This window comes from Mariprofundus ferrinatatus (assembly GCF_002795825.1).
In the GTDB taxonomy this organism is placed as follows: Bacteria; Pseudomonadota; Zetaproteobacteria; order Mariprofundales; family Mariprofundaceae; genus Mariprofundus; species Mariprofundus ferrinatatus.
Map to the genome: position 1 here is coordinate 296,301 of NZ_CP018800.1, position 15,819 is coordinate 312,119.

The 15,819-nt window shown below is 55.6% G+C and carries 17 protein-coding genes; 11 read left to right on the forward strand and 6 right to left on the reverse strand.

The genetic code is table 11. The features are described from left to right. Nucleotides 1-26: 26 nt before the first annotated feature. From Ga0123462_RS01495 to Ga0123462_RS01535, 9 genes are all read left to right on the forward strand, one after another. Nucleotides 27-350 carry a HesB/IscA family protein gene (locus Ga0123462_RS01495; RefSeq protein ID WP_100264674.1) on the forward strand — a complete coding sequence of 108 codons (324 nt, stop codon included), beginning with the start codon at nucleotides 27-29 and terminating at the stop codon, nucleotides 348-350. 74 nt (nucleotides 351-424) lie between these two features. Continuing rightward, nucleotides 425-958: a glycine cleavage system transcriptional repressor gene (locus Ga0123462_RS01500; RefSeq protein WP_100264675.1), complete on the forward strand. Its 534-nt coding sequence runs from the start codon at nucleotides 425-427 to the stop codon at nucleotides 956-958. An 18-nt stretch (nucleotides 959-976) separates the two neighbouring features. After that, on the forward strand, nucleotides 977-1,471 hold the full coding sequence (gene def, locus Ga0123462_RS01505) for a peptide deformylase (RefSeq protein ID WP_232726494.1): 495 nt from the start codon (nucleotides 977-979) through the stop codon (nucleotides 1,469-1,471). Beyond that, complete coding sequence (gene mutM / locus Ga0123462_RS01510; RefSeq protein ID WP_100264676.1) at nucleotides 1,464-2,279, forward strand: bifunctional DNA-formamidopyrimidine glycosylase/DNA-(apurinic or apyrimidinic site) lyase; 816 nt, start codon at nucleotides 1,464-1,466, stop codon at nucleotides 2,277-2,279. The genes def and mutM overlap by 8 nt, the downstream gene beginning before the upstream one ends. Nucleotides 2,280-2,514: 235 nt before the next feature. After that, the gene (argS, locus tag Ga0123462_RS01515; RefSeq protein WP_100266427.1) at nucleotides 2,515-4,221 is read left to right on the forward strand and encodes an arginine--tRNA ligase; all 1,707 of its coding nucleotides are present in this window, start codon (nucleotides 2,515-2,517) and stop codon (nucleotides 4,219-4,221) included. 32 nt (nucleotides 4,222-4,253) lie between these two features. After that, complete coding sequence (locus Ga0123462_RS01520; RefSeq protein ID WP_100264677.1) at nucleotides 4,254-4,973, forward strand: SPOR domain-containing protein; 720 nt, start codon at nucleotides 4,254-4,256, stop codon at nucleotides 4,971-4,973. Beyond that, nucleotides 4,966-5,943, forward strand: coding sequence for an aminoglycoside phosphotransferase family protein (locus Ga0123462_RS01525; RefSeq protein ID WP_100264678.1), 978 nt, complete (start codon nucleotides 4,966-4,968; stop codon nucleotides 5,941-5,943). Before Ga0123462_RS01520 ends, Ga0123462_RS01525 begins: the two co-directional genes overlap by 8 nt. A gap of 78 nt (nucleotides 5,944-6,021) precedes the next feature. Then, the gene (locus Ga0123462_RS01530) at nucleotides 6,022-6,501 is read left to right on the forward strand and encodes an FKBP-type peptidyl-prolyl cis-trans isomerase (RefSeq protein ID WP_100264679.1); all 480 of its coding nucleotides are present in this window, start codon (nucleotides 6,022-6,024) and stop codon (nucleotides 6,499-6,501) included. A 166-nt stretch (nucleotides 6,502-6,667) separates the two neighbouring features. After that, nucleotides 6,668-6,874, forward strand: a complete 207-nt coding sequence (locus tag Ga0123462_RS01535; protein WP_100264680.1) for a hypothetical protein — start codon at nucleotides 6,668-6,670, stop codon at nucleotides 6,872-6,874. 87 nt (nucleotides 6,875-6,961) lie between these two features. On the opposite strand, the gene Ga0123462_RS01540 is transcribed toward Ga0123462_RS01535, so the two are convergent. From Ga0123462_RS01540 to Ga0123462_RS01560, 5 genes are all read right to left on the reverse strand, one after another. Next, a complete protein-coding gene (locus Ga0123462_RS01540; RefSeq protein ID WP_100264681.1) occupies nucleotides 6,962-7,570 on the reverse strand; it encodes a hypothetical protein in 609 nt (202 codons plus the stop codon). Nucleotides 7,571-7,654: 84 nt separating this feature from the next. Then, complete coding sequence (gene prmC / locus Ga0123462_RS01545) at nucleotides 7,655-8,491, reverse strand: peptide chain release factor N(5)-glutamine methyltransferase (RefSeq protein WP_100264682.1); 837 nt, start codon at nucleotides 8,489-8,491, stop codon at nucleotides 7,655-7,657. Continuing rightward, entirely contained in the window at nucleotides 8,492-9,565 is a 1,074-nt protein-coding gene (gene prfA / locus Ga0123462_RS01550; protein ID WP_100264683.1) for a peptide chain release factor 1, read from the reverse strand. Beyond that, nucleotides 9,546-10,862, reverse strand: coding sequence for a glutamyl-tRNA reductase (gene hemA / locus Ga0123462_RS01555; protein WP_100264684.1), 1,317 nt, complete (start codon nucleotides 10,860-10,862; stop codon nucleotides 9,546-9,548). Before hemA ends, prfA begins: the two co-directional genes overlap by 20 nt. A gap of 11 nt (nucleotides 10,863-10,873) precedes the next feature. Beyond that, nucleotides 10,874-11,323, reverse strand: coding sequence for a hypothetical protein (locus Ga0123462_RS01560; protein ID WP_157821230.1), 450 nt, complete (start codon nucleotides 11,321-11,323; stop codon nucleotides 10,874-10,876). Between the two features lie 102 nt (nucleotides 11,324-11,425). On the opposite strand from Ga0123462_RS01560, the gene Ga0123462_RS01565 reads away from it, so the two are divergent. Then, the gene (locus Ga0123462_RS01565) at nucleotides 11,426-12,355 is read left to right on the forward strand and encodes a M23 family metallopeptidase (protein ID WP_100264686.1); all 930 of its coding nucleotides are present in this window, start codon (nucleotides 11,426-11,428) and stop codon (nucleotides 12,353-12,355) included. A gap of 187 nt (nucleotides 12,356-12,542) precedes the next feature. Here Ga0123462_RS01565 and Ga0123462_RS01570 read toward each other — a convergent pair whose 3' ends face one another. Further along, nucleotides 12,543-14,813, reverse strand: a complete 2,271-nt coding sequence (locus Ga0123462_RS01570) for an NADP-dependent malic enzyme (RefSeq protein ID WP_100264687.1) — start codon at nucleotides 14,811-14,813, stop codon at nucleotides 12,543-12,545. Between the two features lie 75 nt (nucleotides 14,814-14,888). Here Ga0123462_RS01570 and Ga0123462_RS01575 point away from each other — a divergent pair, with 75 nt between their 5' ends. Beyond that, nucleotides 14,889-15,815 carry a ketopantoate reductase family protein gene (locus Ga0123462_RS01575; protein ID WP_100264688.1) on the forward strand — a complete coding sequence of 309 codons (927 nt, stop codon included), beginning with the start codon at nucleotides 14,889-14,891 and terminating at the stop codon, nucleotides 15,813-15,815. Nucleotides 15,816-15,819: the final 4 nt, after the last annotated feature.

Below are 15,819 nucleotides of genomic sequence, written 5' to 3' on the forward strand. Positions count from 1 at the left end.
TATTCACGTAAACAGAGGTGGGGAAAATGGATATTGAACTGACGCAACCGGCTCAGGCCCGCATCCGCGAAATTGTTGCTGCTGCAGGAAAAGCGGGACTCAGGCTCTCTGTCAAAGAGGCTGGCTGTTCAGGTCTGGAATATGTTATGGATACGGTGGATGGCCCGGCTGCAGGGGATATTGAAGCGGCATTCGACGGCTTTACGCTCTATGTTGATGCTGAATCCTATACCAGGGCGCTTACCGGCCTCAGGCTCGACTTCCAGAAGGATATGCTCTCGTCGGCTTTTGTTTACAACAACCCCAACCAGAAAGGGAGTTGTGGCTGCGGTGTATCTTTCTCTGTCTGAGAACAATCAAGAAATCGAATTGAATTAAATCGTTCGGCCTCATAGCCTGAGTGCCAAAGTTTCAGGGGGCAGCTATGTCGAATGTACTACTTTCCATCTCAGGTCATGATCGTCCCGGCATTGTTCGTGATGTTGCCGAATCGATGCTGCATCTGAAGGCCAATATCGAGGACTCTTCGATGACTGCCCTGCGCGGTCGCTTCACCATGATGATGATCGTCAAGCTTCCGGAAGATCGCAGTATCAGCGAATTGAAGGCCTCGCTGGCGGAGCTTGAGCAGCGTACCCGCCTTACGGTCCAGTCACAGGTGATCAGCGATGAGGAGGCGTCAAGCCAGGCGCTGGAGCCGGATCATGTTATTACTGTTCACGGTGCCGATACTGTCGGAATCGTGCATGCGGTGACCAATGCGCTGGCCGCTTTGAATTTTTCGATCGTCGATGTCTCTACGCGATCGAAGGCATCCGATGATGGCGACGTTTACCTGATGGTGCTTGAGGTGGTTGCCGGCAGCCAGTCAAAGGCACTGAAGTCGGCAATGAAAAACGTGGCAGGCGATCTCGATATCGATGTCGAAGTACACACCCTGGATGACGCCGTTCTCTGATCGAAGCTTGCAGTAGCTGTGCAATTTGAAATCCTGAAACATCCGGATGAACGGCTTCGGGCCATGTCCGGGATCGTCTCATCCTTTGATGATGCGCTGAAGGCTCTTTTCAAGAGGCTTGAGGTCACCATGCGGGCTGGTCCAGGCGGGGTTGGCATTGCAGCGCCGCAGGTGGGCATAAACCAGCGGCTGGTGGTGGTGGATTGCAGTGCAAGCCTGCGACCCTGTAAGCATCATGGCTTGCTCTATATGGCCAATCCACATATCGAATCCAGAGAGGGGGAGTCGCTGGGTCGTGAAGGCTGCCTCTCCGTACCCGACTGGGTTGGCATGGTGGAACGGGCAAAGCGCATCCGCATCAGCTACAACGATATTCACGGCAAACGGCAGACCCTGAATGCGACCGGATTTGAGGCACGGGTGATACAGCATGAGGTCGATCACCTTGACGGTATCCTGTTTATCGACCGTGTTATCTCCAGCAAGAGCCTGATGAGAAGATTGGATGCCTGAGCTGCCCGAAGTGGAAACGGTGCGATCCGGGCTTGCACCACTGCTGCAGAATCGACAAATCATAAGGGTCACCGCCTATCGAAAGAACCTTAGATATCCGCTGCCGGATCTGTCAGAACTGATCGGGCGGAAGATCATGGGCGTCGCCAGAAGGTCGAAATATCTGCTGTTTGAGGTTGAGGGTGGTAAAACAGTGGTGTGGCATCTCGGCATGACCGGTCAGTTTCATCTGCTCTCCCAGGAGAGTGAAAAAGGGGCGCATGAACATGTGCGTCTTGATCTGGATGACGGCCAGAGCCTGCGCTACCGCGATGCGCGCCGATTCGGGTATGCCGGGCTGCTCGACGCCGCGACACTTGATCGGCACCCGTGGTTTGCACGGCTTGGCCCTGAACCGCTCAGTGATTCGTTTAGCCGTGACTTTCTGGCGGCTTCCTGCAACGGCAGAAAAGCGCCGATCAAGGCTGTGATCATGGATGCGGCAACGGTGGTCGGAGTGGGAAACATCTATGCCGCTGAATCGCTGTTTCGCGCCGGCATCCATCCGGCCAGGGCGGCGGGACGGATTTCGGAAAAGAGACTTGCGTTACTTGCTGTGTCAATCAAACAGGTGTTGCTGGAGGCTATCGAGGCGGGTGGAAGCACCATTAGCGACTTCGTCAAAGCGGATGGTAAACCGGGATACTTCGCGCATCGTTTTCAGGTCTACGGCCGTGAAGGCGCCCCGTGTTTCAGGTGTGCAAACAGGGTTAAACGTATGGTGCAGGCGGGCCGAAGCAGCTTCTACTGTCCGGGCTGTCAGCACTGATTCGCTTGATCACGTGAAAAAGGTCCGCCGCACGGTTAAGATGCGCCGACTGTTTACAGGGAGTGAAAAACTTCATTCGTGAAGGTTTTTACTACGCAGTGGCAAGATATGATTGTGCCGCTGCATACAAAATCATGCGGAATACCGCCTGATTTTAGCAGGCCTTCCATGGCCTGCGAGGCTCACTGAACATATTCAGTCTGGGCGCATTTACAGGATGGCAACCGGAGGCAAGGTGAAACAGGCATTGGAACAGGCTCTGCAGCAGGCTCTGCAGCAACTGCTCAAGGATATCGAAGGGGCAGAGATGCCGGATGTGCAGCTGACGCGTCCGAAGATGAAAGAGCATGGTGACTACGCCGCCAATGTGGCGATGCCGCTGGCGCGCCTGCTCAAGAGAAGCCCGCAACAGATTGCCGCCTCGATTCTTGAACTGGTGCAGTGGCCGGATGCCGTTGAGGGGGCCGACATTGCAGGTCCCGGCTTTATCAATATACGCCTTAAAAAGGCAAGCGAGGCGGGCATCCTGAAAACCATTCTCTCTGCCGGCGACAATTACGGCCGCGTAGAGCTGGACGAGCACTCTGAGAAGGTGAATCTCGAATTTGTATCCGCCAATCCGACAGGTCCGATGCATGTCGGTCATGCCCGAGGTGCGGTGGTCGGTGATGTCTTAGGTCGCCTGCTTGCAGTCTGCGGGCGCGATGTGCACCGCGAATACTATATCAATGATGCCGGCGCCCAGATCGGAGTGCTGGCCGAATCGGTCTGGCTGCGCATGCGTGAACTGCAGGGCGAAACAGTTGAGTTTCCCGAATCGGCCTATCCCGGCGATTATGTGATTGATATTGCCCGTGGCCTGCTGGAGAAGTTCGAGTACCGCGAACTGGCGACGATGGATGCGGATAAACGGTTGCAAATGATCGGCATGGATGCTGTGGCTGCCAATATGGATATGATCCGCGACGATCTGGCGGCTCTGAATATCTCTTTCGACCTCTACTTCTCCGAGAGTAATCTGCATCAATCCGGTCGTGTACTGGAACTGATCGAGAAGCTGAAAGCCGATGGCATTGTCTATCCGGGAACGCTGCCGCCACCGAAAGGTAAGGAGGTCGAGGATTATACACCGGTCGAACAACTGCTCTTCCGCACCACCGATTTCGGTGATGATGTCGACCGCCCATTGGCCAAGCAGGATGGTACACCGACCTATTTCGCAGCCGATATCGCCTACCATGTCGACAAGTTTAAGCGCGGTTATGGTCGCATGATTGATGTGTGGGGCGCTGATCACGGTGGTTATGTTACCCGCGTGCAGGCAGCCATGAAGGCATTGACCGGACTGGAAGCGCAGCCCGATGTGCTGCTAGTGCAGATGGTGAACCTGACCCGCGATGGTAAACCTGTGCGCATGTCCAAACGCGCCGGAACCTTTGTAACCCTGCGCGAGGTGGTGGACGAGGTGGGTGCAGATGCAGTCCGTTTCAACTTCATGACCCGTCGTGTGGAGAGTCAGCTCGATTTCGACCTTGAAGTCGCCAAGAAGAAGAATGATGAGAACCCGGTCTATTATGTGCAGTACGCCTACGCCCGTATCTGCGCGATCCTGCGCAAAGCGGAGGAGGAGGGGGTCACTGTTCCGGCTGTGGAGGAGGTGGATCTCTCCCTGCTTACCTCCCATGAAGAGCAGAGGCTGATTTCACATATGCTCGGCTATCCTGATCTGTTGATGAAGGCAGCCGACAAGCTTGAGGCGTATCGTGTGGCCACCTACACCATGCGTCTGGCGGCCGATTTCCACAGCTTCTACCACAAACACCGCGTGGTAACCGAGGATGCTGAACTGACTGCTGCGCGACTGTTGCTTGCCAGGGGGGTTGCACAGGTGATCCGAAATGCACTGGCCGTTCTCGGCGTTTCCGCACCGGAGCGCATGTAATTGATGCTACCTCTTAGCCTGAGAGGGCAGATATGACACGCGATTATGCCAAAGTGCAGGCCTCATCCCGCGCCAAGGGGAAGAAAGAGAGCAACTCGGCCCTCCCGGTTCTGGCGATCATTGTTATTGCAGGGCTATGCTTCGGGGCTGGTTTCTGGCTGGGCGGAAACCAGCTGAAGCTGCCTGCTACAACAGACAAGGTATCCAAGGCGGAACTCAGTCGGGTGGAAGCGGAGCTGGAGAAGCGAGATGCTGAAGCCGCTCTGTTGCAGGCAAAGATCGATGAGCTTGAAGATCAGGTCGGGCAGTGGAAGAGCAAGGCCGGAGCCGGTGCCCACACCAAGGTGGGTGAATTACAGTTTTACAAGGAGCTGCCGAAGCAGTCGGTCATGCCGGCGCCGGTCGCAGAGTCCGCGCCTGCACCGGCCAGAGCGATGGACAGGTCTCTTGAAGTGGATGCTCCGAAACAGGTTTCGGCTGAGCAGCCTGTAGTGGCTGCAAATCAACCTGTGACCGGTGGTTATCGCATCCAGCTCGGCTCCTTCAAGTCCAACAGTGATGCCATGAAGCTGCAGGCCAAGTTGATGAAGGGTGGATTCTCGGCATTTGTTTATACCGTCAACCTTGCTGAACGCGGTCAATGGTTCCGGGTCTATGCCGGGCCCTATGCCGACAAGGAAAAGGCGAGAGATGTGATTCGCGATATCGAAGGCAAGATGAAGATAAGAGGACTGCTGGTCAGCGATGGATGAGCGCGCCCGGCAGCGGGAAGCATGGCTCGCATCGGTACTTGGTGACAATGCGATTGCACCACTGGCCGGTGATGCTTCGTTTCGGCGCTATTTCAGGGTAAACTGCAAAGGCATTGATTATGTGCTGATGGATGCGCCGCCCCAGCATGAGGATGTGAAGCCTTTTCTTGCTGTGCTCGCCTGGTTCAATGCGACTGGAATCCGCGTTTCCAGGCTGTTTGCCGAAAGCGTAACGCAGGGGTTCCTGCTGCTGGAGGATTTCGGTGATGAAACCTGGGCCAGCTATCGCGCTTCCGGAAATGACCTGAATGCGCTGTTTGAAGATGCGCTCTACCAGCTGCATCTGCTGCAGGGATCCGATCCGGGCATGGTTTTGCCGCGCTTTGATATGGCGCGAATGCGGCGCGAATGCGATCTCTATCTCGACTGGTATCTGCCGAAGGTGGCTGGCGTTGAGCCGACCGCTGCGGAGCGTGAACAGTTCCACGCTAGTCTTGCGGCAACGCTTGAGACACTGACCGAAATCCCGGTCGTGCCTGTGCATCTTGATTATCATAGTCGAAACCTGATGCTGCCTGAGGGGAAATTGCCGCTCGGTATGATTGATTATCAGGATGCCGTAATGGGCCCTGTCACCTATGATCTGGCCTCGCTTCTCTACGACTGCTACCAGGATTATCCGGAACAGGAACGGCTGTTATGGAGTGAAAAGTTTTTCGGCAACCTGCCTCCACATTTGGCAGCGGCATTCGGCGGTTTTGATGACTGGCACCACAAACTGCGGCTCACTGCACTGCAGCGGCATATCAAGGCGATCGGCATTTTCGGGCGTCTTGCATATCGCGACGGCAAACTTCAGTTTCTGGATGAAATTCCGTTGACCCGCAAACACCTGCAAGATGAGATGGCTGCACTTGGCATGGCTCGGGAGCGTTTTCCACTGCTCTATATAGCACCTTCAAACCACTGAACTTGTTTCTGTAGCCTCTTCGCGTAGGGTCCCGCCCCATCTGGCGCCTCGGCGCCGCTTTTTTTTGAGGAGAAAAACATGCAGATCAGTAACCATAAAGTCGTTTCGTTTCACTATACCCTGACCAATGATTCCGGAGATGTGATCGATTCATCCAGTGGCGGCGAGCCGCTGGTATATCTTCATGGTGAGCAGAATATTATTCCCGGCCTTGAGAATGCACTGGATGGCAAATCAATTGGCGATTCCCTGCAGGTTACCATTGAGGCTGCTGACGGATACGGTGAGTACAATCCTGCACTGACCCAGGTTGTACCTAGCGAGATGTTCCAGGGCGTCGATAACATCGAGGTCGGCATGCAGTTCCAGGCCGAGACATCTGAAGGTGTCCAGGTGATCCGTGTCGCCGAGGTTGATGGCGATAATGTAACCATTGACGGCAACCACCCGCTGGCCGGTGAGCGCCTGCACTTTGATGTCACTGTTGAAGAGATTCGTGAGTCCACCGATGAAGAGCGCGAGCATGGCCATGTTCACGCCGAAGGTGGCTGCTGCTAACCCCCGGTTTCAGGCACTGGAGAGATTGAAAGGGTCGCCCGAACGGGCGGCCCTTTTGCATTTCAAAGGGGAGGAAAATATGCGCTATTCGTTCGAATATGTGCCGTGCTACTGTCGCCCCACTACATAAAAGAGTTGCTGATTATTAACTCTCCGGGGGATATAAATGAAAAAGCTAATCATGATGTTTGCATTTCTTATGGCTGCAGCGTTTGCTGTAGTGCCGGCCTCTTACGCAGGTGACCACGGCCATGACTCAGGCCATGCGGCAGAGAAGGCGTCCGACCACGGCTCTGACCACGGCGATGCCAAAGAAGAGAAAGAAGAGAAGAAAGATCACGATGATGGTCATGGCGAGAAAGGCGACCACTAAGATATAACGCTCAAACGCTAAGCCCGGCCTCGTGCCGGGCTTTTTTTATTTCCGTACTGGAATCAGGCTGTCTGGAGTGGCCTCAGACTAATGCAGCGGCTCAAAAGAGACGCTGTCGATCAGGGAGATGGCCTTGCTTTCAATGTCGCTGTTTCGGTTTTGTGCATAGTAACGCTGCGAGTAGTCGACACTGACCGCCGCACTGCGGTTCTCCGGGTGCCTGCAAACCAGCGCATAGATCTCGAGAATCATGAATCCATCCGTGGCACTTCTTTTCACCGCACCATGATCTTCCGTCACGATGTGGGAGAATGCACACCTTTCCCCTTTGTGAGGGCGCAGCACCGTATCATGTGTAGTAACCTTGAAGCGATCGGGGTCGGTTATATCGGTATCCTGCGCCTGCCCCGCTTTGACTGCCCTGATGAAATCTTCGTCTGAGTCAAAGTTTTTGAAATTAAATACCATGCCCTGAATGGCGTGGGTTTCATCGGTGCTCTTTCCCTGCCTGGCCAGAGCGACCCTGTAAGGAACCTGTCCGATAATGTACCAGCCTGTTTCAGCAAGGGGCGTAAAGGAGAAGCCCTTCTGAACCAGTGGCTTGGGAGGAACGCCCACCTCCGGCAGGTTCGGTTTTTTCGGCCCGCAACCGATCAGCAGCAATCCTGCCACCATGAACAACATGATCTTCCCCATATCGCCTCCAATCTGATAGTGCTGAGTATAGAACAAAAATCCGGGTTTCCCACTCAGCTATGGTTCGATGTGTGGCTTGCAGAATTACTTCGTTTGGAAAATGCCGCCGCGAAGATGGCCAGCGAGATCGAATATCTCTTTTTTCAGCAGCAGGGGGGAAGGTGTTTCCGGCAGGCCGCAGCTGCCGGTTTCAACAATGATATGGCCGTCGGGCTTCAGCCGTGTTGATCCGCCGGCCAGGATGGTGGCCAGAAATTTCAGGCCATCCCTCTCATCGGTGAGCGCACCGCGCGGCTCATGCGAAAGCTCCGCTTCAAGGCCATCCATCTCATGATATGCCACGTAAGGGGGGTTGGAGATGATGGCGTCAAATGGGCCGTCATGGTTATCCAGTGCCTGTAGCATATCGCCGTGGCGGAAAGTGATGCGATCTGCAACATCAAGTCGTTCGGCATTGGATTTGGCTACTTCTAATGCGGCTATAGAGATGTCAGTGGCCACAATTTGTGAGGCCGGATATTCGCATGCGAGGGTCACTGCAATGCAACCGGAGCCGGTGCCGATATCGCAGAACGTGTAACTGTCATGTTGATCCGGAAAGCGCTCCAGCACCGCCTCGATCAGATGTTCGGTTTCCGGTCGTGGAATCAGTACATCCGGCGTGACCCGGAACAGACGTGACCAGAACTCCTTTTCTCCGGTGATATAGGCAAGCGGTTCGCGTGATGCGCGACGGGCGACGAGAGCCCTGAAGGGTTGTTCAATCTCTTTCGGGGCCTCATCCAGTGCGCGGATAATCAGATCGGTGCGGGAGAGCCCCGAGATGTGCATCAGGAGAAGCTCTGCATCGAGCCTCGCAGAGTCGCAGCCCGCCTGCTGCAAATCATTAAATGCTTCGCGAAGCAGGTCGCGGATGATCATTCAGGTGTTCTGCGCTGCGAGCAGCTCCGCCTGATGGTAGGTGAGCAGCGAGTCGATCAATTCGCCCATGTCGCCGCCCAGAATCTGTTCCAGCTTGTAGAGGGTAAGGTTGATGCGGTGGTCAGTGATTCTTCCCTGCGGGAAATTGTAGGTGCGGATGCGCTCGGAGCGGTCGCCCGAACCGACCATGCCTTTGCGAGCCTCGGCCCTTTCACTGTCTGCCTCCGACTGTTCTTTATCAAAAAGCCTTGCCTGCAGCACCTTCATCGCCTGCGCCTTGTTCTTGTGCTGGCTGGACTGGTCCTGGCAGGTGACCACGATGCCGGTCGGTTCATGGGTGATGCGAACAGCCGACTCGGTTTTATTCACATGCTGGCCGCCGGCGCCGGAGGCGCGATAGACGTCGATGCGGATATCTTCGGGGCGGATATTTACCTCCACCTCTTCGGCAACCGGCAGAATCGCTACCGTGCAGGCCGAGGTATGGATGCGGCCACCCGACTCCGTCTCCGGAACGCGCTGCACGCGGTGCACGCCGGACTCGAATTTGAAGCGGGAGAATACGCCGTCGCCGGTTACCTGTGCGACGATCTCCTTGTATCCGCCGATGCCGGTATCGCTGGCGGACAGAATCTCCACCTTGAACCCCTGCGTTTCGGCATAACGGCTGTACATGCGAAACAGATCGGCAGCAAACAGGGCTGCCTCATCACCACCCGTGCCAGCCCGAATTTCGAGGATAATATCCCGGGCATCATTCGGGTCCTTCGGGAGAAGCAGGATGTTGAGCTTCTCATTGCTCTCTCGCATCGCCGTTTTCAGTTCCGGAATCTCTGCCTCGGCCAGCTCTTTCAGCTCTGCATCGCAATCGCTGTCTGCGATCATCTCCTGATTATCACGCAGCTGCTGCTCAAGTTTCAGGTAGTGTTCCACCTCGTCGGCAACAGGTCCGATTTCGGCATACTCCCGGGATAACTTGATAAATCGCTGGTTGTCGGAGGTTACATCGGGGTCGGAGAGCAGGATGGCGATCTCTTCGCGGCGGCGAAGGATATTATCCAGACGACTGTTCATTTTTCCCCTTTGTATGGAGCAGCGTGGGTGATGTGGATTCGAGGTCAAACAGCCGCTTGGCGGCACCCATCAGGAGGTCGCCCTCGATATCATCAGGAAGGCTCTTCAGTGTCTGCAGCGTTGGATGCATATAACGCTTCATCAGTGCCTTGCTGAAACGCTCCACGGCATCAATCTGTGCATCATCGAAATCTTTCAGATAACGAAGTGCTTTTTCCATCTCTTCCTGGCGGCGCAGCTCCATCTGCTGCTGAATGGTGCGGATCAGCGGTACGGACTCAAGTGATTTGAGCCATGAGAGGAAAGTGATCGCCTCTTCTTCGATGATTTCACGGGCCAGCTCCGCCTCCTGCTGGCGGTGCTCGACATTGCCCTGTACCACCTGCTGCAGGTCGTCGATATCGTAGAGATAGGCACCATCTATGTCGCCGATACGCGGATCGATATCGCGTGGAACGGCGATATCAACCAGGAACATCGGGCGGCCTCTGCGCTTCTTCATGGCAGTTTTCACGGTTTCGGGCAACAGCACGAAGGTGCTGGCGCCGGTGCTTGAAAGAACGATATCGGCGGCATCGAGGTAGTCGGGAAGCTGGTCGAGAGTGAGGGCATGCCCTTCAAACTCCATGGCCAGATTCTGAGCGCGCTCCAGGGTGCGGTTGGCAACCAGGATATCGGAGCAGCCGTTACCGCGCAGATGGCGGGCGGCAAGCTCGGCCATCTCTCCGGCACCCATCAGCAGCACGGTCTTGCCGGCAAGGTCTCCAAAGATATGTCGGGCAAGCTCGACGGCGCAGGAGGAGATGTTCACCGCCTGTTTGCCGATGCCGGTTTCACTGCGAGCCCGCTTGGCGGCTGCGAAGGTGGACTGATATAATCTGTGCAGCACATGGCCCGCTGTTGCGGATGTCAGGGCGTGTTCGTAGGAGTTTTTAACCTGTCCGAGGATCTGCGGTTCTCCAAGCACAAGCGAATCGAGCCCTGAAGCCACACAGAACAGGTGACGGATCGCCTCATCGGTTGTGTAGGAGTAGAGGTGCTCGCACACCTGTTCCATGCCCATCTGTGCCTTCTCGGCAAACCACTCATGTACGGCGGCAATGGCCGCATCAGGATCGTGAGTGACCACGGTCATCTCAACGCGATTGCAGGTGGAGAGCAGGGCTGCTTCGCGGATGGCGGGGTGTTTGATGCGCTGCTGAAGAATTTCAGCAATGTCAGATTCCTGAACGGCAAGGCGCTCCCGCAGCTCCACGGGGGCAGTTTTATGGTTCAGTCCGATATGACAGATGCGCATGGGTCGAAAGCCTAACGGTTTGCGGAAACCGGGTACAGACCACTGTCTTCAAGCATCTCAAGCGATCGCGTCTTGGTCAGCGCCAGATCCGAATAGAGTGTGGCATCGATCCGGCCATGCTGGCCCAGATCCAGTATCAGGCAGTAGTGCGGTGCAATGCCGTACTGCGATTCACAAAATTTCGCGAGCTTCTCAATCTGTATCCGATCCGGCTGTTGGCCCGGATGAACCGAGAGGTAGATGCCGGTTAAAGGGTGCCCGGCAAGCATGGGGTGTGGCATATCCACATTACCAATGTTGACAAAATTCGTGACAGGAATCGCCGTATCTATCATATTGCCGCCGCCTGCAAGCAAACCGCTGCAAGGTTTTGGGTCTGAAATCAACGCTTCATGCAGCAGGTTTTGCATACAGTGGCGCTGAATATAGATCTCTTGTCCGGGAGAAGTCTCAGGATTCATCGGACAAGCATAAAAACTTCGCGCTTACAGTCAATTACGAGTAAATGGTAATGATTGTACTGCACGGATTTGGGTCGTGATTCATAAAGGCATGGAGGCTTTTTGGTAAAGCTTAAACAATCTTCGAACGGTCGCATTTTCGGTCTTGTGGTCAGCCGAAATATAGGCATCGCTGCAGTGGCTGTGCTATCTGCCGCATTCCTGTTCGGTGGTTGGGGTGTTTATTCGCTTTCCGAAGCAAGGCAGTTGTCTGTTGCACTCAAGCAGACCCAGGTGGCTCTTGATTATGCTCAGATGAACAAGATGCGTGAGCTAAACGAGTTGCAGCAGAGGCTCGATAGTGACCAGCAGAAGATGGCACTCTATGCCCGCACCCTGGGCCAGATGCAGGCCCGAATCTCCCGCCTCGATCAGCTGGGCAGTAAACTTGTTGATGTGGCATCACTTGATCGCACACAGTTTGATTTCGGATTGAAGCCGGCCTTCGGAGGTCCACGCGAAGTGAAGGTGGATGTGGCCAATGTCGAATCAGGTCTGTTTGAGACCATGCAGCAGCTCGATGGACGCCTGCAGCAACTGGGAACGCAGCTCACAGCAGTTGATTTTATGCTTGAGGCAAAGGGCGATGCCAAGAGCGCACGTCCACATGCATGGCCGACCGAGGGTGGCTGGATCAGCTCCCGATTCGGGCCTCGAATTGACCCCTTTGACGGTAGTAAGTCAGAGCATAAAGGTGTCGATATCGCCAACCGCTTCGGTGCACCGGTACTGGCAGCCAGCCGCGGCGTGGTTGTTTTTGCAGGCAGGATGCCGGATTATGGCTATGTCGTTGATATCGAACATGGCCACGGCTACAAAACGCGTTACGCGCACATGGGCAGCATGGCGGTCAACATCGGTGATATCGTCAAGCACAATCAGCTGATCGGCCGCGTAGGCTCAACCGGCCACTCCACCGGTCCACACCTTCATTATGAGGTCAGCCGCAACGGAAAGCTGATCAATCCGCGATCCTTCCTTCCGCGCGGTTAATTCCCGGAATATTCATTATAAAAGCGGCCATCGGCCGCTTTTTTTGGTTGTCAAAACGACTTGTAGCCCGCACTCAGCAAACACAACGAATGTCCGTTTCCGGCCGGAAGCGGCCTGTGGCTATGTTCCGAGGTGAATAAATAAAGGCGACCAACCGGTCGCCTTTATTGTTTGGGTAGTTAGCCTGTTACTTGGTCGAGGCTTCGCGGGCAGCGGCGATTGCGGCCATGTGAACGATATCGTCAACCGATGCGCCAGTGTGCAGTACATGTGCCTGATAGGGGAGCCCCAGCAGGATCGGTCCGATGGCCGTGCCGCCACCGAGCTCACGCATCAGCTTGTAGGAGATGTTACCCGCCTGCATGGTAGGGAAGATCAGAACATTGGCCGGCTCCTTCAGCTTGCTGAACGGGTACTCCTTGAGAATCGCATCGTTCACAGCCGTATCGGCCTGCATCTCGCCATCGACAATCAGCTCGGGACAACGCTCATGCAGAATGCGGGTCGCTTCGGCCACCTTTGCCGTTTCAGGATGTTCGGCACTGCCGAAGTTGGAGAAGGAGAGCATGGCGACTCGCGCATCACACCCAAGCGATTGGGCCGTTTCTGCGGCAAGTTCGGCCAGTCGTGCCAGCTCCTCAGCATTCATCTCAACATTGACGGTGCAGTCAGCCATGAAGTAAGCACCGTTCTCCATGATCATAATATACATACCGTAAACATGGTGATGGTGACCGCCGGTATCATGTCCAAGCACCTTTAGCAGGGGACGCAGCACTGTTGGATAGTGGGCGGTACGACCGGAGAGCATACCGTCGGCAAAGCCCTGGCGCACCAGCATGGAGCCGAAGATATTGATATCACCGCGCAGCGTCTTGGCGGCATCATCACGCAGAACGCCATGACGTTTACGGTCAAAATAGTAGGCGTCGGCAAGACTGTCGAAGCGCGAGTCCTCTTCATAAGGGTCGATTACCTCAATGCCCTCAAGGTCAAGCTGCTCATGCTTGCATAGCCGGTCCATCTGCTCCTTGCGGCCGATCAGGATCGGTGTGGCAATGCCTATCTCCTTCATTTCAATGGCAGCGCGTACAATGGTTTCATCCTCACCTTCCGGCAGAACCAGCCTGACCGGATTGGCTCTGGCCTTGTCCATGATCATACGCATGAACAGCCGTGATGAATCGATGCGTCCGGCCAGATCATGGGAGTAGGCGTCAGCATCGGTAAGCGGTTTGCGAGCCACGCCGGTTTCGGTGGCGGCTTTGGCAACGGCTACCGGAACCACCTCGATCAGGCGTGGATCAAATGGTTTCGGAAGGATGTATTCGGGGCCGAAACGCAGCTCCCTGATCCCGTAGGCCTTGAGGACCGAGGCGGGAACATCCTCGCGGGCCAGTTCAGCCAGCGCATATACGGCCGCGAGTTTCATCTCCTCATTGAAGGTTGTGGCACGGGCATCGAGTGCGCCGCGGAAGAGGAACGGAAAGCCGAGCACATTGTTTACCTGGTTCGGATGGTCGGAGCGGCCGGTAGCCATGATCAGGTCCTTGCGGGTATGCATGGCCAGTTCATAGTCGATTTCAGGTTCCGGATTGGCCATGGCAAACACGATCGGGTTGTTGGCCATGGATAACAGCATCTCGGGCGACACCATGTTGCCCTGCGAAAGGCCGATAAAGGCATCGGCACCATGCATCGCCTCTTCAAGTGTCCGCTCACTGCGATCAGATGCAAAGTATGCCTTGTGCGGCGGCATATCTTCATCGCGGTCTCTGGTGATCACCCCTTTGCGGTCGAGGAAGAGGATGTTTTCGCGTTTTGCGCCCAGCTGTTCGATCAGTTTCATGCAGGCGAAACCGGCAGCACCAGCACCGAGGCAGACGATCTTCACCTCCTCGATCTTTTTCTTCTGCAGGATCAGGGCGTTGATAAAGGCGGCGGCGGTAATCACAGCTGTACCATGCTGATCGTCATGCAGTACAGGAATGTTCATCCGCTTCTTCAACTCCTCTTCAATAATAAAGCACTCAGGTGCCTTGATATCCTCGAGGTTGATGCCACCGAAGGTGGGCTCCATGCGTTCTACTGTCTCGACAAATTTCATCGGGTCTGTTTCTGCCAGTTCAATGTCGAAGACATCGATGTCTGCGAAGCGTTTGAAGAGGACGCCCTTGCCCTCCATCACAGGTTTTCCGGCCAGTGCGCCGATATTGCCCAGACCAAGCACGGCGGTACCGTTGCTGATTACGGCGACAAGGTTGGCACGGGAGGTGTATTCGTCGGCCAGCTCAGGGTTGTCGGCAATTGCTAGGCAGGGTTCGGCCACGCCCGGGCTGTAGGCGAGAGCCAGATCACGCTGGGTCAGGCACGGTTTGGTCGGCCTGATGCTGATCTTTCCAGGGGTCGGCGAGCGATGATACTCCAGCGCTTCTCTTTTCATCGCTTCTTTTGGCATGGTGGGCTCCTGTGGTGTAATCTCATCGCGGAGCGCAATCATAGCGCCGGAAGAGGCCGTGGTCATGGAGGGAGTTTGAGAGTTGTCTTTGCCGGATCGGGTGCGGTGGGGAGCCACTATGGCAGCCGCATGCAACAGGCCGGAAACGAAATTATCTACCTGGCTCGCGGAGCGCACCTGGAGGCGCTTCAGAAGTACGGGCTGCTGCATGAGTCGGAGGGGAGGAGGCTGAGCCTGAAGGTGCATGCGGGCTGCGCTCCTGATCTGGCTGCAGGGGCGGATGTGGTTGTTTTCAGCAGCAAGATGACCGGGCTTGAGGATCTGATTGAAACCGTCAAAGGGTCAATCACTCCGGACAGCCTGCTGGTGACGCTGCAGAACGGTATTGAGGCGCCTGATTGGGTTGCGAAAGCATTTCCCGATAATGCTGTCGCTGCCGGCAGCGCATTTATCGGGGCGCGCCTTGAGGCTCCGGGCCATGTGATCCATTCGGCTGCAGGTGGTATCAGGCTTGGTTTGTGGCAATGCGGGGCGGGGGAGCATCAGCTCTGCGGACTTGTCGAACAATTGCAGGCTGGCCATGTACCGGCCCGAATCGATGACGATCCTGCCGCCATGCTGTGGCGGAAACTGCTCTGGAATACCGGTTTTAACGCGATAACAGCCATTTCCCGGCGATTCGCCAGAGAGATGTGTGAGTCTGAAGAGTTGCTGGCAATCGTGCAGGCTGCAATGCGGGAAACCGTTGCCGTAGCGCTGGCCGAAGGGATTGATATAGGCGAGCAGGATATCCTAAGGCATATCGATGCGACGCTCATGATGGGGCCGGTAAAAACAAGCATGTGGCAGGATATTGAGGCAGGGCATCTGACTGAGGTCGACTATCTCAACGGCGTCGTGGTGCGTCGGGGTGCTGGCCATGATATTGCCACGCCTGTAAACCGGATGCTGACCGCGCTTGTTCATGCCGTTGAGGGTTCAGGCAGGAAGCCGGGAGTATAGCGCC

Excerpts from the sequence above, each read along its gene's own strand:
- Ga0123462_RS01495 (WP_100264674.1), top strand. The coding sequence starts at position 27 with ATGGATATTGAACTGACGCAACCGGCTCAGGCCCGCATCCGCGAAATT.
- Ga0123462_RS01500 (WP_100264675.1), top strand. The coding sequence starts at position 425 with ATGTCGAATGTACTACTTTCCATCTCAGGTCATGATCGTCCCGGCATT.
- mutM (WP_100264676.1), top strand. The coding sequence starts at position 1,464 with ATGCCTGAGCTGCCCGAAGTGGAAACGGTGCGATCCGGGCTTGCACCA.
- Ga0123462_RS01520 (WP_100264677.1), top strand. The coding sequence starts at position 4,254 with ATGACACGCGATTATGCCAAAGTGCAGGCCTCATCCCGCGCCAAGGGG.
- Ga0123462_RS01525 (WP_100264678.1), top strand. The coding sequence starts at position 4,966 with ATGGATGAGCGCGCCCGGCAGCGGGAAGCATGGCTCGCATCGGTACTT.
- Ga0123462_RS01530 (WP_100264679.1), top strand. The coding sequence starts at position 6,022 with ATGCAGATCAGTAACCATAAAGTCGTTTCGTTTCACTATACCCTGACC.
- Ga0123462_RS01535 (WP_100264680.1), top strand. The coding sequence starts at position 6,668 with ATGAAAAAGCTAATCATGATGTTTGCATTTCTTATGGCTGCAGCGTTT.
- Ga0123462_RS01540 (WP_100264681.1), bottom strand. The coding sequence starts at position 7,570 with ATGGGGAAGATCATGTTGTTCATGGTGGCAGGATTGCTGCTGATCGGT.
- prmC (WP_100264682.1), bottom strand. The coding sequence starts at position 8,491 with ATGATCATCCGCGACCTGCTTCGCGAAGCATTTAATGATTTGCAGCAG.
- prfA (WP_100264683.1), bottom strand. The coding sequence starts at position 9,565 with ATGAACAGTCGTCTGGATAATATCCTTCGCCGCCGCGAAGAGATCGCC.
- hemA (WP_100264684.1), bottom strand. The coding sequence starts at position 10,862 with ATGCGCATCTGTCATATCGGACTGAACCATAAAACTGCCCCCGTGGAG.
- Ga0123462_RS01560 (WP_157821230.1), bottom strand. The coding sequence starts at position 11,323 with ATGAATCCTGAGACTTCTCCCGGACAAGAGATCTATATTCAGCGCCAC.
- Ga0123462_RS01570 (WP_100264687.1), bottom strand. The coding sequence starts at position 14,813 with ATGCCAAAAGAAGCGATGAAAAGAGAAGCGCTGGAGTATCATCGCTCG.